The 19,138-nt window shown below is 73.6% G+C and carries 18 protein-coding genes; 3 read left to right on the top strand and 15 right to left on the bottom strand.

The window, feature by feature from the left end; genetic code table 11:
• Window positions 1–18 precede the first annotated feature (18 nt).
• Window positions 19–516: a MarR family winged helix-turn-helix transcriptional regulator gene (locus ACIQFX_RS23900; protein ID WP_402466797.1), complete on the top strand. Its 498-nt coding sequence runs from the start codon at window positions 19–21 to the stop codon at window positions 514–516.
• On the opposite strand, the gene ACIQFX_RS23905 is transcribed toward ACIQFX_RS23900, so the two are convergent.
• The 8 genes from ACIQFX_RS23905 to ACIQFX_RS23940 all read right to left on the bottom strand — a co-directional run bounded on the left by ACIQFX_RS23905 (window position 475) and on the right by ACIQFX_RS23940 (window position 11,228).
• On the bottom strand, window positions 475–1,263 hold the full coding sequence (locus ACIQFX_RS23905; RefSeq protein WP_402466800.1) for a LuxR C-terminal-related transcriptional regulator: 789 nt from the start codon (window positions 1,261–1,263) through the stop codon (window positions 475–477). The two genes, ACIQFX_RS23900 and ACIQFX_RS23905, sit on opposite strands and share 42 nt — an antisense overlap.
• 227 nt (window positions 1,264–1,490) lie before the next feature.
• Window positions 1,491–2,630, bottom strand: a complete 1,140-nt coding sequence (gene galK, locus ACIQFX_RS23910) for a galactokinase (RefSeq protein WP_402466802.1) — start codon at window positions 2,628–2,630, stop codon at window positions 1,491–1,493.
• Window positions 2,627–3,622 (bottom strand): UDP-glucose 4-epimerase GalE, encoded by a 996-nt coding sequence (gene galE / locus ACIQFX_RS23915; protein ID WP_402466804.1) that lies wholly within the window; start codon window positions 3,620–3,622, stop codon window positions 2,627–2,629. The genes galK and galE overlap by 4 nt, the downstream gene beginning before the upstream one ends.
• The gene (galT, locus tag ACIQFX_RS23920; RefSeq protein WP_402466807.1) at window positions 3,619–4,662 is read right to left on the bottom strand and encodes a galactose-1-phosphate uridylyltransferase; all 1,044 of its coding nucleotides are present in this window, start codon (window positions 4,660–4,662) and stop codon (window positions 3,619–3,621) included. The genes galE and galT overlap by 4 nt, the downstream gene beginning before the upstream one ends.
• A 135-nt stretch (window positions 4,663–4,797) precedes the next feature.
• A complete protein-coding gene (locus ACIQFX_RS23925; RefSeq protein WP_402466810.1) occupies window positions 4,798–5,481 on the bottom strand; it encodes a LuxR C-terminal-related transcriptional regulator in 684 nt (227 codons plus the stop codon).
• Between the two features lie 162 nt (window positions 5,482–5,643).
• Entirely contained in the window at window positions 5,644–7,473 is a 1,830-nt protein-coding gene (locus ACIQFX_RS23930) for a PQQ-binding-like beta-propeller repeat protein (RefSeq protein WP_402466813.1), read from the bottom strand.
• A gap of 13 nt (window positions 7,474–7,486) precedes the next feature.
• Complete coding sequence (locus ACIQFX_RS23935; protein WP_402466815.1) at window positions 7,487–9,310, bottom strand: PQQ-binding-like beta-propeller repeat protein; 1,824 nt, start codon at window positions 9,308–9,310, stop codon at window positions 7,487–7,489.
• 112 nt (window positions 9,311–9,422) lie between these two features.
• Window positions 9,423–11,228, bottom strand: coding sequence for an ABC-F family ATP-binding cassette domain-containing protein (locus ACIQFX_RS23940; RefSeq protein ID WP_402466817.1), 1,806 nt, complete (start codon window positions 11,226–11,228; stop codon window positions 9,423–9,425).
• 91 nt (window positions 11,229–11,319) lie between these two features.
• Between ACIQFX_RS23940 and ACIQFX_RS23945 the strand changes: the two genes are divergently transcribed.
• Together ACIQFX_RS23945 and ACIQFX_RS23950 are read left to right on the top strand one after the other, a co-directional pair.
• A complete protein-coding gene (locus tag ACIQFX_RS23945) occupies window positions 11,320–11,607 on the top strand; it encodes a hypothetical protein (RefSeq protein WP_402466819.1) in 288 nt (95 codons plus the stop codon).
• The gene (locus ACIQFX_RS23950; RefSeq protein WP_402466822.1) at window positions 11,604–11,996 is read left to right on the top strand and encodes a hypothetical protein; all 393 of its coding nucleotides are present in this window, start codon (window positions 11,604–11,606) and stop codon (window positions 11,994–11,996) included. The genes ACIQFX_RS23945 and ACIQFX_RS23950 overlap by 4 nt, the downstream gene beginning before the upstream one ends.
• A gap of 9 nt (window positions 11,997–12,005) precedes the next feature.
• Here ACIQFX_RS23950 and ACIQFX_RS23955 read toward each other — a convergent pair whose 3' ends face one another.
• From ACIQFX_RS23955 to rsmI, 7 genes are all read right to left on the bottom strand, one after another.
• Window positions 12,006–13,298 (bottom strand): acyltransferase, encoded by a 1,293-nt coding sequence (locus ACIQFX_RS23955; protein WP_402466825.1) that lies wholly within the window; start codon window positions 13,296–13,298, stop codon window positions 12,006–12,008.
• 149 nt (window positions 13,299–13,447) lie between these two features.
• Window positions 13,448–14,404 carry a 4-(cytidine 5'-diphospho)-2-C-methyl-D-erythritol kinase gene (locus tag ACIQFX_RS23960; protein WP_402466827.1) on the bottom strand — a complete coding sequence of 319 codons (957 nt, stop codon included), beginning with the start codon at window positions 14,402–14,404 and terminating at the stop codon, window positions 13,448–13,450.
• Window positions 14,401–15,273 carry a 16S rRNA (adenine(1518)-N(6)/adenine(1519)-N(6))-dimethyltransferase RsmA gene (rsmA, locus tag ACIQFX_RS23965; RefSeq protein ID WP_376482632.1) on the bottom strand — a complete coding sequence of 291 codons (873 nt, stop codon included), beginning with the start codon at window positions 15,271–15,273 and terminating at the stop codon, window positions 14,401–14,403. Before rsmA ends, ACIQFX_RS23960 begins: the two co-directional genes overlap by 4 nt.
• Window positions 15,274–15,370: 97 nt before the next feature.
• On the bottom strand, window positions 15,371–16,675 hold the full coding sequence (locus ACIQFX_RS23970; protein ID WP_402466829.1) for a ubiquitin-like domain-containing protein: 1,305 nt from the start codon (window positions 16,673–16,675) through the stop codon (window positions 15,371–15,373).
• A 72-nt stretch (window positions 16,676–16,747) separates the two neighbouring features.
• Window positions 16,748–17,617, bottom strand: a complete 870-nt coding sequence (locus ACIQFX_RS23975) for a TatD family hydrolase (RefSeq protein ID WP_402466832.1) — start codon at window positions 17,615–17,617, stop codon at window positions 16,748–16,750.
• Between the two features lie 41 nt (window positions 17,618–17,658).
• Window positions 17,659–18,078 (bottom strand): hypothetical protein, encoded by a 420-nt coding sequence (locus ACIQFX_RS23980; RefSeq protein WP_402466834.1) that lies wholly within the window; start codon window positions 18,076–18,078, stop codon window positions 17,659–17,661.
• 143 nt (window positions 18,079–18,221) lie between these two features.
• Window positions 18,222–19,124, bottom strand: coding sequence for a 16S rRNA (cytidine(1402)-2'-O)-methyltransferase (gene rsmI, locus ACIQFX_RS23985; protein WP_402466837.1), 903 nt, complete (start codon window positions 19,122–19,124; stop codon window positions 18,222–18,224).
• Window positions 19,125–19,138 lie beyond the last annotated feature (14 nt).

The following is a 19,138-nucleotide window of genomic DNA, read 5'->3' on the forward strand; positions in this document are numbered from 1 at the left end:
CCCTCTACACTGATCGTCATGGAGGACGAGGTCGACCGACTGGTCGCTGCATGGCGCCGCGAGCGCCCCGACCTCGACGTGGAACCGCTCGAGGTGCTCAGCCGCGTCTCGCGGCTCGCCCGGCACCTCGACCGCGCCCGTCGGCTCGCCTTCTCCGAGCACCAGCTGGAGCCCTGGGAGTTCGACGTCCTCACCTCGCTCCGCCGGGCCGGCGCGCCCTACCAGCTCTCCCCCGGCCAGCTCCTCACCCAGACCCTCGTCACGTCCGGCACCATGACCAACCGCATCGACCGGCTCACCAAGAAGGGCCTGGTCGAGCGGCTGCCCGACCCCAGCGACCGACGCGGGGTCCTCGTCCGGCTCACCCCCGAGGGCCGCGACCGCGCCGACGAGGCCCTCGCCGGGCTGCTCGCCCAGGAGCGCGCCATCCTCTCCCAGCTCTCCCGCGCCCAGCGCGGCGACCTGGCCGCGCTGCTACGCCGGCTGACCGCCCCGTTCGACAACGTCCCCGGCTAGCGCGGGAGCCGGCTCGGCCGGTCCGACACCCGCCCGGCGGGCCAGCGCCACCGCCGCCAGGGTCGAGTGCACGCCCAGCTTCCCCAGCACGTTCTGCATGTGCGTACGGACGGTGTGCGGGGAGAGGAAGAGCCGCTCGGCGACCGCCTTGCGGCCCAGCCCCGCGACCATGCAGCGCAGCACCTCCGCCTCGCGCGGGGTCAGCGACTCCACCAGGCGCTCGCTGTCCGTCCGGTGCTTGCGGGCCGCCGTCAGCTCCCGCAGGACGCCCGTGAGCAGCGCGGGCGGCAGGTGCGTCTCGTCCCGCAGCACCCCGCGGACCACGGCGAGCAGCCGCTGGAGCGAGCAGTCCTTGGCGACCCAGCCGGAGGCCCCGGCCTGGAGCGCGAGCGCCGCCCGCCGCGGGTCGTCCTTCTCCCCGAGGACGACCGTGCGGACGGCGGGCTGGACCCGGCGGACGCCCGCGACCAGGGAGATCCCGTCGACCGCGGCCTCGGGGTCGTCCGGTGCCCGGCCGGCCTGCGCCGCGCCCGCGGGCCCCGCGCCGAGTTCGGCGTCGACCAGGAGCACGTCGAACCTGCGCCCCTCCGCGATACCGCGCTCCAGGCAGCGCAGCGCCGCCGGGCCGCTCCCGGCGGCGGCCACGTCGACGTCGGGCTCCGCCGCGAGGGCCGCGGCCAGCGACTCGGCGAAGATGCGGTGGTCGTCCACCACCAGGACCCGGATACGTGCCACGGAGACCCCCATGCGTCGAGGAGAGGACCGGCGCGGTACGACGCCGGAGGCGGGTCCGTCGCTCGCCCGGCCGCCGCCGTGCGTTGACTGTTACCCCGCTTCCGGCGCCGTACCCGACGGGTCTCGCCCCCTGAACAGCACCGGCCCCCACCGGCGCTGCCCAACAGAGTAGGGGCGGGGCGCCACGGTGGGGGCCGTTTGGCGGAACTGCGCGAAGTCGTCCGGGTGCGGGACCGGTTTCAGAGCCGGCGCGCGCCCTCCGACGGCACGGCGGGGAAGATCCCCGGGGCCGCGTACCCGGCGGCGGCGAAGGCCGTGCCGACGGCGGCGGCGACCTCGTCGGCCCGGTCGGCGTCGACGAGGACGACGGCCGAGCCGCCGAAGCCGCCGCCGGTCATCCGGGCGCCGAGCGCCCCCGCCGCGTTCGCCGCCTCGACCACGAGGTCGAGTTCAGGACAGGACACCCGCAGGTCGTCGCGGAGCGAGGCGTGCCCCTCCGTGAGGACCGGCCCGACGGCCCGGGTGTCGCCGGCGTCGAGCAGGGCGATGACCCGCTCCACCCGGGCGTTGTCCGAGACGACGTGCCGGACGTACCGCAGGATCGTCTCGTCGCTCAGGAGGGCGAGGGATTCGGATAGGTGCACGGCGCTCACGTCGCGCAGGGCCTTCACGCCGAGCGCCCGCGCACCCGCTTCGCACCCGGCGCGCCGCTCCGCGTACGCGCCGTCCCCGAGCGCGTGCTTCACGCGGGTGTCGACGACGAGCAGCCGCAGGCCCTCGCCGGCCAGGTCGAAGGGGACCTGGCGGTACGAGAGGTCCCGGGTGTCCAGGTGGAGGGCGTGGCCGTCCTCGGCGCAGGCGGAGGCCATCTGGTCCATCACGCCGCAGGGGACGCCCACGAAGGCGTTCTCGGCGCGCTGGGCGATCCGGGCCAGTTCGGGGCGGGAGAGCCCGAGCCCGAACAGGTCGTTCAGGGCCAGCCCCGTGACGACCTCCAGGGCAGCCGACGAGGAGAGCCCGGCGCCGGTCGGCACGGTCGACGCGAGGTGCACGTCCGCCCCGGTCACCGGGTGCCCGGCCTCCCGCAGCGCCCAGACGACCCCGGCCGGGTAGGCCGCCCAGCCGCCGCCGGACAGCGGCTCCAGGGCGTCGACCTCCAGCTGCACGATCCCGCCGTCGATGTCGGCGGAGTGCAGCCGCAGGACGCCGTCGTCACGGCGGGAGACGGCGGCGACGGTGGTGTGCGGCAGCGCGAGGGGCAGCACGAAGCCGTCGTTGAAGTCGGTGTACTCACCGATGAGGTTGACCCGCCCGGGGGCGGCCCACACCCCGTCGGGCGCGGCGCCGTACAGCGCCTCGAAGCCGTCGGCGACGCTCATGCCCCCTCCTCCCCGCGGAGCCGCGCGAACGCCCAGGCGTCGGCGACGACGGCGGCCAGGTCGGGGCGGGACGGCGTCCAGCCGAGCCGCTCGCGGGCCGTGTCGGCGGAGGCGACCAGGACGGCCGGGTCGCCGGGCCGGCGGGCGGCGGTGACCTCGGGGACCGGGTGGCCCGTGACCGCGCGGACGGTCTCGACGACCTCGCGGACGGAGAAGCCGTTGCCGTTGCCGAGGTTGCAGATCAGGTGCTCGCCGGCCGGCACGGAGCCCGCGGTCATGGCGTCGAGCGCCAGGAGGTGGGCCTCGGCGAGGTCGGCGACGTGGATGTAGTCGCGGACGCAGGTGCCGTCCGGGGTGGGGTAGTCCTCGCCGTACACGGAGATCGCCTCCCGCTCGCCCAGGGCGACCTGGAGGACGAGCGGGATGAGGTGGGACTCGGGGTGGTGGCGCTCGCCGAGCGGGCCGTGGGCGCCGGCCACGTTGAAGTAGCGCAGCGAGACGGCGGCCAGGCCGTGGGCGGCGCACTCGCCGCCGATCATGTGGTCGACGGCCAGCTTGCTCGCCCCGTACGGGCTGGTGGGCGAGGTGGGCGCGGACTCGGGGATCGGCACGGTCTCCGGTTCGCCGTAGGTCGCGGCGGTGGAGGAGAAGACGAGCCGGCGCACCCCGGCGTCGCGCATGGCCGCGAGCAGGGCCATGGTGCCGCCGACGTTGTTCTCCCAGTACTTCTCGGGCCGGGCGACGGACTCGCCGACCTGCGAGAAGGCGGCGAAGTGCAGGACGCCCTCGTAGGAGGCGTCGAGCCACTTCGCCGCGTCCTGGACGCGGCCCTCGACGAACTCGGCGCCGTCCGGGACCCCTTCGGCGAAGCCGGTGGAGAGGTCGTCGAGGACGGTGACGCGGTGGCCCCGTTCCAGGAGGTGGGCGGCGACGACGCTGCCGACGTAGCCGGCGCCTCCCGTCACCAGGTACCTCTTCGCGTGCGTGGTCATGCGGTCGCCACCTCTCGGAGTCGTCGGGCCGCGTCTTCCGGCCGTACGTCGTTCATGAACGCGCCCATGCCGGACTCGGTGCCCGCGAGGTACTTCAGCTTGCCGGAGGCCCGTCGGACGGTGAAGAGCTCCAGGTGCAGTCCGAAGTCCTCGCGCCGCTCGTCCGAGAACGGCGCCTGGTGCCAGGCGGCGATGTAGGGCGTCGGCGGCTCGTCCGGGCCGAAGATCCGGTCGAAGCGCCTCAAGAGTTCCAGGTAGACCTGTGCGCACTCTGTGCGGGCGGCCTCGTCGAGGGCGAGCAGGTCCGGGACCCGGCGCTTGGGGTGCAGGTGCACCTCGTACGGCCAGTGGGCGGCGTACGGCACGAAGGCGATCCAGTGCTCGGTCTCCAGGACCACCCGCTCGCCGTCGGCGCGCTCGCGGGCGACGACGTCGTCGAAGAGGTTCCGTCCGGTCGCCGCCCGGTGCTCGTCGGTGCGGCGCCGCATGGCGGCCGTCCGGGGGGACACGTAGGGGAAGGCGTAGATCTGGCCGTGCGCGTGCGGCAGGGTGACGCCGATCTCCCGGCCGCGGTTCTCGAAGCAGTAGACCTGCTCGACTCCGGGCAGGACGGAGAGCGCGGCGGTCCGGTCGGTCCAGGCGTCGAGGACGAGCCGGGCCCGCTCCTCGGTGAGGTCGGCGAAGGAGAGCGCGTGGTCGTCGGTGAAGCAGACGACCTCGCAGCGGCCGACGCCGCCGGAGAGGGAGGGGAAGCGGTTCTCGAAGACCACCACCTCGTAGTCCGCCTCCGGGATCTCGCTCTCGCGGCCGTCCACGGCGGGGCAGAGCGGGCAGGCGTCGGCCGGCGGGTGGTAGGTGCGGGCCTGCCGGTGCGAGGCGACGGCGACGGGGTCGCCGGTGAGCTCGTCGTACCGGATCTCGGAGCGGGAGACGACGGGGGTGAGGGGGCGCGGGTCGACGGCGGTGCGGACCGCGTCGTCGCGGGTGTCGTAGTAGATCAACTCGCGCCCGTCGGCGAGCGTGGTGACGGTTTTCTTCACGGGGCTACCCTCCGGGCGGACCAAACATAACCACGCATAAAGAATCACATTCAAACATCAGCGTCAATGGCGAAGCCGGGCCCCGCGACCGGGACCCTCAGCCGTGCCACCTCGCCGGAAGCCGCTCCGGAAGCCTCAGGAGGGGCCGCGCTGCCCCGGCACCGCCCGGTCGAGCAGCCCCGTCCGGGCCGCCAGCGCCGCCGCCTCCAGACGCGAGCCGACCCCCAGCTTCATCAGGACCCGCTGCACGTGCGTCCGCGCCGTGCTCGACGCGATCCCCATCCCCGCCGCGATCAGCCGGGTGTCCTCGCCCTCCGCCACCCGGACGAGCACCTCCACCTCCCGCTGCGTCAGCATCCGCAGCAGCCGCTGCGCCTCGTCGTCCGGCTGGGCCGCCGGGTGCAGCAGCTCCGCGAAGGCGCCCTGGAGCAGCGCGGGCGCCACCGCGCACTCCCCCGCCCTGGCCTTCACCAGGGCCCGCTCGACGCCCTCGATGCGCTCGTCGTGCCGGACGTACCCCGAGGCACCGGCTGCGAACGCCGCCGCGATGCCGCGCGGCGACGGCACCGGGCCGAGCACCACCACGGCCACCTGCGGCCGCTCCCGCTTGATCCGCGCGACCACGTCGAAGGCGCCCGGCGCGGCCGGCGCGGCCGTGCCGAGCAGGCAGACCTCCGGCCCCCGGCCCACCACGAGGTCCGCGGCCGCCGCCACCGGCGCGCCCGCCGCGAGCACCCGGTGCCCGCGCAGCTTCAGCGCCGAGGCGAGCGCCTCCGCCAGCAGGCGGTGGTCGTCGACCACCACGAGGCGTACGCCCATCCGGTCATCCCCCATCCTCCGGGCCCGCCGTCCCCCGGCCGGCCCGCTCGACCCCGAATTCTTCGCCACCCGGCGCGGTGCGCAAACAGCCCGGCACGTCGGGGTGAAACCGACACGCCGGGCTGTTCCCGTCTCACGAACGCCCGTACGACGTCCGTGCGTTCATCGGGTGCTGTACGACACCGCCAGGTACTTCTTCTCGTCCGGCGAGGCCGACGCCCGCGGCTTGGAGATCATCATGGCGGACATGAACAGGCGACCGTCGCCGTACAGGATCTCCGAGTAGTCCACGGAGAAGCCGCTCTCGATGTCGCGGATCGCCTTGTCCGCCGGGTTCTCCAGGAGCAGCGTCTCCTTCATCGTGCCGCCGTCGATCGAGACGATCCGGCCGCCCTTGTCGTAGGGGGGCTCCTTGTAGGCGATGAGGTTGCCGCCGTCCATCCGAAGCGGGACCAGGGTGTACTTGTCCCCGGCGTCCGCCTTCTCCGGCAGGGTCCGCCCGGTGGTCAGGTCGAAGGCGATGACCTCGTTGGTCTCGTCGCCGTACTCGCCGGTGCTGCCCTCGTGCTCCTCGGTCGGCACGTAGAGCCGGCCGTTGCCGACGAGCGCCTGGGAGCAGGACTCGACCTTCGTCGAGCGGCAGCGGGCCCCGTACTGGTCCGCGTCCGCCGTGATCTTCGCCTTCAGCTTGCCGGTCTTCTCGTCGATCGAGAAGAAGTCCGAGATGCCGCTGCCGTCGCCGGCGGACTCGCCGACGTCGGCCGCGACGACCAGCGGCTTGGTGGAGACGACCGACGCGTACTTCACACCGGTCGGCATCTTGTACTGCGAGAGCGGGGCGCCCGTCGTCGGGTTCAGGTTCTGGACCATCACGTACTGGCTGTCGTACGGACCGCACTTGCGGATCGCGACGAGGCCCTCGCCGCCGCCGTAGCCCTGGTCGTAGCAGTTCTGGCTGTTGGCCTGCGGCTTCCAGCGCGGGTTGCCGTTGGCCGCGTCGAAGGCGGCGCCGCCGTCGGTGCCGCCGGCCGCGACGGTCGCCCCGCTGAGCGTGACCTCGCCGAACCGGACCTTCTGGTCGCCGCCCGTGCCGCCGGTGACCGAGGTCGACCACAGCAGCTTGCCGGTGTTCAGGTCGACCATGCCGACCTCGGTGCACAGCTGGTAGTAGCGCGGCGCGACCCGCTTGCTGGCCTCGAAGAGGATCGGCACCTTGTGGTCGGCCGTCATGTGCCGCGAGGTGCCGCAGACCTGACCGGTCAGCGGCAGCGTCCACAGGACCGTGCCCTTGTCGAGGTCGTAGGCGACCATCGAGTTGACGCCGGTCTTCACGTACGCCTTGTCCGTGATCCAGGAGCCCGACACGTCGGTGACGTCCGGGACCTTCGGCTCGACGACGTCGAAGGCCTTCTTGCCCTGGGTGTTCGCGGGCGCCTTCTCCTTGCCGCCGCCGAGGCCCTTGGTGTCCCCGGAGCCGCCGCCGGTGGCGCCCTGCGAGGTGCCGCCCGTGCCCTTGGCCTGGTCGCCGTCGCCGCCGGAACCGGCGTACCAGATGCCGACGCCGATGATCACCGCGACGGCGACGACCGCCGCGATCACGATCTGGAGCTGGGCGGACAGCTTCTTCCCGCCCGGCGCCGAGGGGGCGGGCGCCGGGTGCTGGTAGCCGCCGTAGGCCTGCTGGGGCTGGGTCGGATAGCCGTACGGGGGCTGTCCCCCCGGGCCCTGCGGCTGCCCGTAGCCGCCGTACTGCGGGGCCTGCTGCGGCTGCTGGGGCTGCGTGGGGTAGCCGTACGGCTGCTGCGGCGGCGCGGGCGGCTGCTGCGGGTAGCCGTAACCGGGGTCCGGCTGCGGCGGCTGCTGCGGGTAGCCGTAGCCCGGCTCGGGCGCGGGCTGCTGCGGGTAGCCGTAACCCGGCTCCGGCGTCGGGGCGCCGAAGCCGCCCTGGGGATCCGGGGGTTGGTTCGGCGGGGGCGGGGGTGGCTGCGTCATCGGTCCGTGCACCTCACTTGCTGAAGGCCATCATGGTCTTGACCTGCATCTCGTCCTTGTCGTTGGACGCCGACACACGTCCGCTCGCCACCACGAAGGTGCCGCTGCCGTAGGCGTAGCCCGCGCTGTAGAAGCTGCCCTCGATGTCGGAGGCCGCGACCGGGTGCTGGAGCACGATCTTCGGCGCGCCGCCGGTCGGCGCGAGGGTGGCGACGGCCCCGCCCTTGTTGTACAGGGGGGTCACGTACAGCAGGATGTCGGAGCCCTCCATGCGCAGCGGCGTCACCGACCGGCCCTCGGGGGCCTTGGCGCGCCACTTGGCCTTGCCGTTGCCCAGGTCGAAGGCGACGACCTCGTTCGTCTTGCCGTAGCCGCCCTCGGTCGCCATGTAAAAGGTGTTCGCGTCGGCGGCGACCCCGGAGCAGCCCTGGAGGTTCTTGCCGAAGATGACGAAGCTGCCGCCGCAGTCGGGCGCGAACTTGTCCTTGCCGCCCTGGATCTGCGAGCGGAGCTTGCCGCCGGCGTCGAGCGCGAAGATGGTCCACTTCTTCTGCTCGCGCTGGGTGGCCGAGACGACCAGCGGGTCGACCGAGTAGACCTTGTCGACCTCCCAGCCCGCCTCCAGCTGGAAGGTGAACTTCGGCTTGCCGGTGTTGGGGTCGACCTGGCCGACCGCCTGGATCTTCTTGCCGGCGCTGCCCGACGGGCAGTCCATGGCGGCGATCAGCTTGCTGCCGCCCGCGTAGGCGAAGGGCTTGCAGCCGGTGGTGGCGCCCTTGAAGAGCTGCCGGCCGTCGGCGAGCGAGAAGCCGTAGGCGCTGCTGGTGCCGGCCGCGGTGACCGTGTTGCCGCTGATGGCCAGGGTGTTGTCGGAGAACGCGAAGAAGCCCGTGGCCTTGGGCACGGCCTTCTTCCAGCCCGCCTTGCCGGTCTTCAGGTCGATCTTCTGGAGCTCGGTGCACTTGGCGCCGTCCTTGGCGCTCTCGGCGTACCCGAACACCATGGAGCCGTCGGCGGCCGGCGCCGGCGGGGCCGCGCACAGCTCGAACGGCAGGTCGACGTGCCACTTGCGCTTGCCGTCGCTCAGGCCGTAGCCGTCGACGCCCTTGTACATGGCCTTGACGACCGTGTCGCCGACGATCCACGGGCCGAAGACGTCGGAGCCGTTGCGGGGCAGGTCGACGTCGTTCTTCAGCAGCCAGGCGACCTTGTCCTCGCCGGGCTTGCGGTCCGCGTTCAGGTCGTCGTCGCCGCCCCCGCCGTCGCCGGAGCCGTCGCCCTGGTCCACCGACTCGGTGGGCTTCGGACCGGCGGAGGTGCTGGCGGAGCTGGTGGGTCCGGCGATCGGGCCCTTCTCGTCGTCCCCGCCGGAGACGACCGCCCAGGTCGTGACGGCGGCGACCAGGACGGCCCCGGCGGCCACGGCCGCGACGATGCCGGTCCGGCCCTTGAGGCCGCCGCCACCGGAGGGCGGCGGGGTGGGCGCGCCCGGGTACATCGGCTGGGTGGGGTAGCCGCCGTAGGGGCCCTGCGGCTGGCCCTGCTGCGGGTAGCCGTACTGCTGCTGCGGCTGGCCGTACGGGCCGGGCTGCTGGCCGTAGGGACCCGGCTGCTGCGCGTACGGACCCGGCGCGGCCGGCTGGCCCGGCTGCTGGCCCGGCGCCTGCGGGTAGCCGTACCCGGGCTGCGCCGGCTGGCCGTACGGACCCGGCGCGGTGGGCGGCGGGGTCTGCGGCGCCTGCGGCGGCACGGGCGGCATTCCCGGGGGCGGACCCTGGCTCGGGTCCTGAGGGGCTCCGAAGCCCCCCGGCGGCTGGTTGCTGGGCGGCTGGGTCATCAGCGGTTCCCCCTTGACGTGAACGGGTTTTCTTTCTACCACTCACGCGATGGCGCAAAAGCGACCGGTCCGCCCCTTGTACCCAAGGGAGGACCGGCCTGTGATGCCCTCGTTATGCGTCCTCGGCCAGTTCGAGCCAGCGCATTTCCAATTCCTCGCGCTCCCCCGCGAGTTCCCGGAGCTCCGCGTCGAGCTTCGCCACCTTCTCGAAATCGGTGGCGTTGTCGGCGATCTGCGTGTGCAGCTTCGCCTCCTTCTCGGAGAGCCTGTCGAGCTGCCGCTCGACCTTCTGCAGCTCCTTCTTCGCGGCGCGCGCGTCGGCGGCGGAGACACCGGCCTTCGCCTGCGCGGGCGCGGCGGCGGGCGTCGGGACGGACGCCTCGATCATCTGTCGGCGCCGCTCCAGGTACTCGTCGATGCCGCGCGGCAGCATCCGCAGGGTCTTGTCGCCGAGCAGGGCGAACGTCTTGTCGGTGGTGCGCTCGACGAAGAACCGGTCGTGGGAGATGACGACCATGGAGCCCGGCCAGCCGTCGAGGAGGTCCTCCAGCTGGGTGAGGGTCTCGATGTCGAGGTCGTTGGTGGGCTCGTCGAGGAAGAGGACGTTGGGCTCGTCCATCAGCAGGCGCAGCAGCTGGAGGCGGCGGCGCTCGCCACCGGAGAGGTCGCCGACCGGCGTCCACTGCTTCTCCTTGGAGAAGCCGAACTGCTCGCACAGCTGCCCGGCCGTCATCTCGCGGCCCTTGCCGAGGTCGACGCGGTCGCGGATCTGCTGCACGGCCTCCAGGACCCGCAGGGTGGCGGGGAGTTCGGTGACGTCCTGGGAGAGGTAGGCGAGCCGGACGGTCTTGCCGACGACGATCCGCCCGGCCGCGGGCTGCTTCTCGCCCTCGCTGACGGCCGCGTCGGCGAGCGCGCGCAGGAGCGAGGTCTTGCCCGCGCCGTTGACGCCGACGAGGCCGACGCGGTCGCCGGGGCCGAGCTGCCAGGTGAGGTGCTTGAGCAGCTCCTTGGGACCGGCGGTGACGCTCACGTCCTCCAGGTCGAAGACCGTCTTGCCCAGGCGGGCGTTGGCGAACTTCATCAGCTCGCTGGTGTCGCGCGGCGGCGGCACGTCGGCGATCAGCTCGTTGGCGGCCTCGATGCGGTAGCGCGGCTTGGAGGTGCGGGCGGGGGCGCCGCGCCGCAGCCAGGCCAGCTCCTTGCGCATCAGGTTCTGCCGCTTGGTCTCCTCCGTGGCGGCGCGGCGCTCGCGCTCGGCGCGGGCGAAGACGTAGTCGGAGTAGCCGCCCTCGTACTCGTGGACGGCGCCGCGCTGCACGTCCCACATGCGGGTGCAGACCTGGTCGAGGAACCAGCGGTCGTGGGTGACGCAGACGAGCGCCGAGCGGCGGGCCTGGAGGTGCTGCGCGAGCCAGGAGATGCCCTCGACGTCGAGGTGGTTGGTGGGCTCGTCGAGGACGATCAGGTCCTGGTCCTCGATGAGGAGCTTGGCGAGCGCGATGCGCCGCCGCTCGCCACCGGAGAGCGGGCCGATGACGGTGTCCAGGCCGTTCTCGAAGCCGGGCAGGTCGAGCCCGCCGAACAGCCCGGTGAGCACGTCGCGGATCTTGGCGCTGCCGGCCCACTCGTGGTCGGCCATGACGCCGATGACCTCGTGGCGGATGGTGGCCTTCGGGTCGAGCGAGTCGTGCTGGGTGAGGACGCCGAGGCGCAGCCCGCCGCTGTGGGTGATCCGGCCGGTGTCGGCCTCCTCCAGCTTCGCCAGCATCCGGATGAGGGTGGTCTTGCCGTCGCCGTTGCGGCCCACGACCCCGATCCGGTCCCCTTCGGAGACGCCGAGCGAGACGCCGTCGAGCAGGGCACGGGTGCCGTACACCTTGCTGACTGTCTCGACATTGACCAGGTTGACGGCCACGTTGACTCCTGTACGGGGGATCGATCGACGTCCCAGGGTACGTCGCCACCGCCGGTACACCCCCGGTGTACCAGCGGTGTACCCTCGGCGTATGGCTGACTCCACCATCAAGGTGCCGGACACGACCCGCGACCACCTCGCCTCGCTGGCCCGCGAGCGGGGCACCACGATAGGAGCGCTCGTCACGGAACTGGCCGCGACGCAGCTCACCACCGCGCAGGCGCGGGAAAGGCTGGCCGAGAGCCGGCGGATCATGCGCGAGCGGATGCACTCCACCCTCACCGACGAGGAGTTCGACGCGACCCCGAACGCACTGGACAAGGTCTACGAGGTCGCCGCCGCGAACGCCCGCACGGCCCTCGGGGACACGGCGGCGTGATCATCCTCGACACCTCCGCCGTGCTCGCCCTCGCACGCGGCCACCGCAAGCTCCAGCGCGTCGCCGACAACGCGGCCGCGTCGCCGTTCCGCCACCTTCAGGTGCCCGCTCTGTGCCTGCTCCAGGCCGAGACCGAGGACGAGGGCGCGGGTGACGCGGCCCTGGCGCTGCCCGGCGTCGACGTCGTCCCCCTCGACACCGTCGCATCGGTGACCGTGGCGCGGATGGCTCGCGGCGGTTTCGGCGGACCCGACGTCTGCCACGCGCTGTACACCGCCCTGCCCGCGCCACATCGCCCGACCATGGGCCTGATCCTGACGGACCGGCCGGACCTCTACCCGCCGGGAACCGCCACCGTGGACATCGACGACGAGCGCCTCGACGACTGACCCCGGCCGTCAGCCACGCGGATCCCGCCCCGCCCGCTCCACCATCAGCCACCCCACCAGTGCGAGCCCCACGGCCGCCGGCGCCGTCACGGGTACGGCGATCAGGGTCGCCGAACGGCCCTCCAGGAGCCCTGCGAAGCCCGTCAGGGACAGGCCCAGGACGCCGAACAGCGCCAGGGTGATGCCGAGGGCGGCGAGGGGCCCACCCGCGTCGGTCGCCGGGGCCGCCGGCACCGGCGCCTCGAAGCGGCGGAACACCGCGACCAGCAGCGCCGTCAGCAGACCGGCCGCCGCGAACCGCAGCGGCATCTGCGCCCACCAGGCGGCCGACGCCGGATCCGGCAGCTCCACGCCGAGCCCGAGCAGCACCCCGTACACCCCGAGCATCGCCGTCAGGTGCCACAGGAACGCCGTCATCGCGATCCCGTTGGCCGCGACCACCCCCCGCCACACCCCGGCCCGCGCGACCAACCGCGCCCCCGGGCCCTTCAGGAGCTCGACCGCGCCGACCAGCCACAGACCGTGGCAGAGCAGGGCGAGGGTCGGCGGCGCCATGTTCGACACCTTCTCGCCCGGCATCCCCACCATCGACAGCGGATACGGCCCCAGGGCCACCAGTGCCGTCGCGCCGACCAGGCCCGCGCCGGCGAGCAGCGCCGGGCGGCGGATCATGCCGTCGGCCCGCAGGAAGCCGAGCTGGTGCACGGCCAGCCACACGAACGCGAAGTTCAGGAACTCCACGAACGGGACGCCCGCCACGAACCGCAGCACGTCCACCGCGACCGCCCCGCCCGCGAGCGCCCCGAACGCGCCCCACCCCCACCGCTCGTGCAGCCGCAGCAGCGGCGGGGTGAACGCCACCATCGCCAGGTAGATCCCGATGAACCACAGCGGCTGCGTGACCAGCCGCAGCGCCACCCCCGCGAGCCCGCCGTCCACTCCCGTCAGCTGGAGCACCAGCGCGGCCGCCCCCCACACCTCGACGAACACCATCGTCGGCCGCAGCAGCCGCTGGAGCCGGGCCCGCAGGAAGGCCGCGTACCGCGGACGGGAGCGGTGGGCCAGGGCGTGCGAGAACCCGCCGACGAAGAAGAACACCGGCATCACCTGGAACACCCAGGTCACCACCTGGAGTTCCGGCACGACGGCGAGCAGGTTCCCCACCCGCCCGTCACCCGTGACCGCCGCCATCAGCCAGTGCCCGAGCACCACCACCCCGAGCGAGGCGACCCGGAGCAGATCGACGTACCGGTCCCGCGTCGCCGGCGTGGCGGCCGCGAGTTCACGCGCGCTCATTCCCATACGGAGACGGTCCCGCGCCCGCCCGCCCCACGACAGGGCGCGGATACTCAACCGGCCGCTGAGTAGCGGGAGACGACGCCGGACGGGCGGTGGCGACCGGGCGGCGAGCCGGGCGGCCGCGCCGGAGGGGGCGGTACCGACCGCCGGGCTCAGACGGGCAGGACGACCGCACCCCGCGCCGGGGAGGTCGCCGGGCGGGCCGTACGGCAGGTGCCCGAGGCGATCAGCGCGGCGGCGACGGTCTCGGCGGCGTCCGCGTCCTTCACGAGGAACGCGGTCGTCGGGCCAGAGCCGGAGACCAGGGCGGCGAGGGCACCCGCCTCCGTGCCGGCCGCGAGGGTCGCGGCGAGCGAGGGGCGCAGGAAGAGCGCCGGGGCCTGGAGGTCGTTGGCGAGGGCGCGCGCGAGGGCGGTGGTGTCGCCGGTGCGCAGGGCGTCCAGGAGGGCCGGGGACGCGGCCGGTTCGGGGATCTCGACGCCCTCGGCGAGCCGGTCGAACTCACGGAACACCGTCGGCGTCGACAGACCGCCGTCGGCGACGGCGAACACCCAGTGGAAGGCGCCGCCCACCGGCAGCGCGGTCAGCTTCTCGCCCCGCCCGGTGCCGAGCGCCGCCTCGCCGACCAGGCTGAACGGCACGTCGGAGCCCAGCTCGGCGCAGATCTCCAGGAGTTCCTCGCGCGAGGAGCCGAGACCCCACAGCGCGTCGCACGCGAGGAGCGCGCCCGCGCCGTCGGCGCTGCCGCCGGCCATGCCGCCGGCGACCGGGATGTCCTTGGCGATGTGCAGGTGCACGTCCGGGGAGATGCCGTGCCGCGCCGCGAGCAGCTCGGCGGCCCGCGCGGCCAGGTTCGTCCGGTCCAGCGGCACCTTGTCGGCGTCCGGGCCCTCGCAGGTGATCGTGAGCCCGTCGGCCGGGGTCGCGGTCACCTCGTCGTACAGCGACACGGCGAGGAAGACGTTGGCCAGGTCGTGGAAGCCGTCGGGGCGCGCCGCGCCGACCGCCAGCTGCACGTTGACCTTGGCGGGGACCCGTACGGTGACGGCCCCGGCGCCCGTTCCGGTGACGACTCCGGGAACGCCCCGGGACTCCGTGCCGCCACTCACGCCTTCGCCTCCGCGATCCGGGCGAACTCCTCCACGGTCAGCATCTCGCCGCGCGCCTGCGGCGAGATGCCCGCCTTGACGAGGGCGTCCTCGGCGGCCGCGGGCGAACCCGCCCAGGTGGCGAGGGCGGCACGGAGGGTCTTGCGGCGCTGGGCGAAGGCCGCGTCGACGACCGCGAAGACCTCCTGGCGGGTGGCGGTGGTCGCCAGCGGCTCGGTGCGGCGGACGAGGGAGACGAGACCGGAGTCGACGTTCGGCGCGGGCCAGAAGACGTTGCGGCCGATCGAGCCCGCGCGCTTCACCTCGGCGTACCAGTTCGCCTTGACCGAAGGGACGCCGTATACCTTGTTGCCCGGCTTGGCGGCGAGCCGGTCGGCGACCTCCGCCTGGACCATGACGAGGGTCCGCTCGATGGTCGGGAACCGCTCCAGCATGTGGAGCAGGACCGGCACGGCCACGTTGTACGGCAGGTTGGCGACCAGCGCGGTCGGCGCCGGGCCCGGCAGCTCCTGGACGTGCATCGCGTCGGAGTGGACGAGCGCGAAACGGTCGGCGCGGGCCGGCATGCGCGCCTGGATCGTGGCCGGCAGCGCGGCGGCGAGCACGTCGTCGATCTCGACGGCCGTCACCCGGTCCGCGGCCTCCAGGAGCGCCAGGGTGAGGGAGCCGAGCCCGGGGCCCACCTCCACGACCACGTCGTCGGGCCGCACCTCGGCCGTGCGGACGATCCGCCGGACGGTGTTGGCGTCGATGACGAAGTTCTGGCCCTTCTGCTTCGTGGGGCGCACGCCGAGGGCGGCGGCCAGCTCACGGATGTCGGCGGGGCCGAGGAGGGCGTCGGGGCTTTCGGGGCCGGTGGTGGTGCTCACCGGTACAGCCTACGGGGCCCCGCCACGGCCGACCTACGGCTCACCGGTACGGCCCCGCCCCCCCGCCCGGCCGCGCGGGCGGGGTCCCCGCGCCTCCTCAGCCGTGCAGCCGCCGGCCGCAGTGGGGCCACGGGCTCGCACCCCGCTGCACGTACAGCTTCTTCGCGCGGAAGGTCTGCTCGGCGGCGGGCGCGTCCTGGGCGACTCCGCTGCCGCCGAGGGAGCGCCAGGTGCCGGGGTCGAACTGGTAGAGCCCGCCGTACGTCCCCGAGGGGTCGACGGCGTTCGGACGGCCGCCGGACTCGCAGGCGGCGAGCGCGCCCCAGTCGAGCCCGTCGGCGCCGTCGACGGACGTGGGCAGCGGCCGGGTGCCGATCCGCACCTTGCGGCCGACCGGCTCGCGGACGATCTCCTCGCCGGTCCTGCGGGGCTTCTGCCTGACGCCGTTGACCGTGCGCAGGCTGTACGTGACCCGGCGGACGCCGGGGACGCCCTGCCGTTCGACGGTCTCCGTGCCGGCGAAGAGCTCCGGGTCGCGGACCGTCTCGACGGCGTACGGGATCACCTCCTCCCGCACCTGCCGGGAGCCGGTGATCCGCAGCACGTTCACCGTCTGGCCGTCGCGCGGGAACGCGCCGGCCGGCACCGACGTCGTGTCCTGCCCGGCGAGGGTGATCCCCGCCTCGACGAGCGCCTCGCGGACGGTGGCGGCGTTCGTGCGGACGGTCCGCTCCCGCCCGTCCACGAGGAACGTGACCGTCCGCTCGGTCCGCACGTCGACGGCGAGGCCCTGCCGCGAGATCGCCGTTCCGCGGGACACGGAGAGGTACGCGCCCTCCGCGCGGACCCCGAACTGGCGCAGCGCCCCCTCGACGGTCCGGGCGGTCGTCCACACCTGGCGACGCTGCCCGTCGAGCGTGAGGGACACCGGACGCCCATAGCGGACGACGACCTCGTCGCCGCTGGCGAGCGCCTCGCCCGGGGCCGGGGCGACGATGTCGTGCTCGCCGACGGCCAGTCCCTCGTCGGCGAGGAGCTCCTCGACCTCGTCGGCGAAGGTGTGGAGGGTGCGCGGCACGCCGTCGACGGAGAGCCGGACCTCCTTGTCGTCGGCGACGAAGGCGCTCGTGCCGCCGGCGAGGAAGGCCACGACGAGGGCCTGCGGCACGAGTCGCCGCAGCCCGTCGCCCGCGCCCCCGGAGGCCTTGCGGCGCCGGGCGGCCCGCCGGGAGCCGGCCCGGGAGCCCTGCCCGGGGACGGTGCCGGACCCCTGACCGCCCGCCGCGCGGGCGCCCGGACCGGCGCCCGGCGCCACGAGGGGCGCCGCCATGGTCGGCTGCTCGTGCAGGGGCAGGGTCGCGCCCCGCCGTCCGGCTCGGTGACTGCCCTGGGAAGTGCTCACGAGGCCGGGACCCTAGTCCCGACCGCCGTCACTCTCCCGGACGACCCGACTACGACACGTAACCGTTATGGATCAGTAATCGAAGGCCCGGGCGGTGTTCACGGCGATCGCCTCCGCCAGCTCGTTCTCGCCGATCCCCCGCACCCGCGCCATCGCCCGCACGGTGACCGGGATCAGGTACGGGGCGTTCGGCCGGCCGCGGAAGGGCGCCGGGGTCAGGAACGGGGCGTCGGTCTCGACCAGGACCAGCTCCAGCGGGGCGACGGCGAGCGCGTCCCGCAGCGGCTGGGCGTTCTTGAAGGTCACGTTGCCGGCGAAGGACATGTAGTAGCCCTTGGCGGCGCAGATCTCGGCCATCGCGGCGTCGCCGGAGTAGCAGTGGAAGACGGTCCGCTCCGGGGCGCCCTCCTCGTCCAGCACGCGCAGCACGTCGGCGTGCGCCTCCCGGTCGTGGATCACCAGCGCCTTGCCGTGCCGCTTGGCGATCTCGATGTGCGCGCGGAAGGAACGCTCCTGCGCGGCGATGCCGTCCGGCCCCGTGCGGAAGAAGTCGAGCCCGGTCTCGCCCACCCCGCGCACGTGCGGCAGGGCCGCGAGCCGGTCGATCTCGGCGAGCGCGTCGTCGAGGGCCGCGTCCCCGCCGCCCTCACGGGCACCCTGCCGCGACCAGCCGTCGGGGTCCCCCAGGACGATCCTGGGCGCCTCGTTGGGGTGCAGCGCCACCGCCGCGTGCACGTTCGCGTGCGCGGCCGCCGTCTCCGCGGCCCACTGCGAGCCCTTCACGTCGCAGCCCACCTGCACGACCGTCGTCACCCCGACCGCGGCGGCCTTGACCAGGGCCTCCTCCACGGTCCCGGACTGCATGTCCAGGTGCGTGTGCGAGTCCGCCACCTCCACGAGGAGCGGTTCGGGCAACGGCGGCGGGGCGTCCTTGGCACTCATGGCCCGATCGTACGAGGGCCATGAGTGCCACCGCCAAAGCGCTACTTGTTGTGGCGGAACGGGTGCAGGAGGTTCGACAGGTGCCAGTGGTGCGGCACCGGCGGCTTCTCGGGAGTGTCCTCGGTCAGCTCCTGACCGATCGGCCCGGCCGGTGAGACCGGCTTCGTCGCCCGCGCCCCGTGCTGGTGCCTCTCCGTCGCGGCGATCAGGTCGAGCACCGACGACACCTGACCCGCGCGCATGATCCTCACGACGTGACCGCTGCAGTTCATGCAGGTGGGACTGGACAGCGGGGACGGGACCCGCTCCCCGTCCGCCTTGTAGACGACGAATTCCTGTCCGGCGGCGTCGACGTGGTGCTCGATGTCGTACGCCTGCTCCCAGCCGTATCCGCAGCGCATGCAGGCGAAGGCGTACGCCTCGTGGGCGACGGATATGCCGGTGCCGGTGATCTCGCTCATGCCAGCTCCTCTCCACTGATCAGTGGACGCCTTTTCGGGCCGGAGCGCATCAGCGCGGGAGAAACCATGGAAGGCTTTTGGCTCTTCCCTTGCCAAGCGCCCTAAGAAGAGTCCCGGCGCCGGGTTCGGCTTTGCCTTTCAGGTTAGTCCTTTACCTTTTCCGCGGCCCGACCACCTTTTCCGTGGCCCGACGCGTCCGCGTTCTTTGCCGCCACCACGGCATCGAACACCTCCCGCTTGGGAAGGCCCGCGTCGGCGGCGACGGCGGCGATGGCCTCCTTGCGGCGTTCGCCGGCCTCCTCGCGGACGCGGACGCGGCGGACGAGCTCCTCGGCGTCGAGTTCGGCGGGGCCGGTTTCCGGGGCGCCCTCGACGACGACGGTGATCTCGCCGCGGACGCCCTCGGCGGCCCAGGCGGCGAGGTCCGCGAGGGGGCCTCGCTTGACCTCCTCGTACGTCTTGGTGAGCTCGCGGCAGACGGCGGCGCGGCGGTCGGCGCCGAAGACCTCGGCCATCGCGGCGAGGGTGTCGTCGAGGCGGTGCGGGGCCTCGAAGTAGACGAGGGTGCGGCGCTCGTCGGCGACCTCGCGCAGGCGGCCGAGGCGCTCGCCGGCCTTGCGCGGGAGGAAGCCCTCGAAGCAGAAGCGGTCGACGGGGAGACCGGAGAGGGCGAGGGCGGTGAGGACGGCGGACGGGCCGGGGACGGCCGTGACCTTGATGTCCTGCTCGACGGCGGCGGCTACGAGGCGGTAGCCGGGGTCCGAGACGGACGGCATGCCGGCGTCGGTCACCAGGAGGACGCGGGCGCCGCCGACCAGCGCCTCGACCAGCTCGGGCGTCCGGGCGGACTCGTTCCCCTCGAAGTAGGAGACGACCCGGCCCGTGGTGTGGATGCCCAGCGCGCGGGTCAGCCCGCGCAGCCTCCGGGTGTCCTCGGCGGCCACGATGTCCGCGTTCTCCAGTTCGGTGGCGAGTCGGGGCGGAGCGTCCGCGATGTCACCGATGGGGGTCCCTGCGAGTACCAGCGTTCCTGTCACACGGAACATCCTCGCAGCCCGGA

Source organism: Streptomyces sp. NPDC093089 (assembly GCF_044754405.1).
Taxonomy (GTDB): domain Bacteria; phylum Actinomycetota; class Actinomycetes; order Streptomycetales; family Streptomycetaceae; genus Streptomyces.

What these genes read in the sequence shown, in the direction of transcription:
- ACIQFX_RS23980 (WP_402466834.1), bottom strand. Translation starts at nt 18,078, where the DNA reads ATGAGCGAGATCACCGGCACCGGCATATCCGTCGCCCACGAGGCGTAC.
- ACIQFX_RS23945 (WP_402466819.1), top strand. Translation starts at nt 11,320, where the DNA reads ATGGCTGACTCCACCATCAAGGTGCCGGACACGACCCGCGACCACCTC.
- ACIQFX_RS23955 (WP_402466825.1), bottom strand. Translation starts at nt 13,298, where the DNA reads ATGGGAATGAGCGCGCGTGAACTCGCGGCCGCCACGCCGGCGACGCGG.
- galE (WP_402466804.1), bottom strand. Translation starts at nt 3,622, where the DNA reads ATGACCACGCACGCGAAGAGGTACCTGGTGACGGGAGGCGCCGGCTAC.
- ACIQFX_RS23975 (WP_402466832.1), bottom strand. Translation starts at nt 17,617, where the DNA reads ATGAGTGCCAAGGACGCCCCGCCGCCGTTGCCCGAACCGCTCCTCGTG.
- ACIQFX_RS23925 (WP_402466810.1), bottom strand. Translation starts at nt 5,481, where the DNA reads ATGGGCGTACGCCTCGTGGTGGTCGACGACCACCGCCTGCTGGCGGAG.
- ACIQFX_RS23900 (WP_402466797.1), top strand. Translation starts at nt 19, where the DNA reads ATGGAGGACGAGGTCGACCGACTGGTCGCTGCATGGCGCCGCGAGCGC.
- ACIQFX_RS23935 (WP_402466815.1), bottom strand. Translation starts at nt 9,310, where the DNA reads ATGACCCAGCCGCCCAGCAACCAGCCGCCGGGGGGCTTCGGAGCCCCT.
- ACIQFX_RS23905 (WP_402466800.1), bottom strand. Translation starts at nt 1,263, where the DNA reads ATGGGGGTCTCCGTGGCACGTATCCGGGTCCTGGTGGTGGACGACCAC.
- rsmI (WP_402466837.1), bottom strand. Translation starts at nt 19,124, where the DNA reads ATGTTCCGTGTGACAGGAACGCTGGTACTCGCAGGGACCCCCATCGGT.
- ACIQFX_RS23930 (WP_402466813.1), bottom strand. Translation starts at nt 7,473, where the DNA reads ATGACGCAGCCACCCCCGCCCCCGCCGAACCAACCCCCGGATCCCCAG.
- galK (WP_402466802.1), bottom strand. Translation starts at nt 2,630, where the DNA reads ATGAGCGTCGCCGACGGCTTCGAGGCGCTGTACGGCGCCGCGCCCGAC.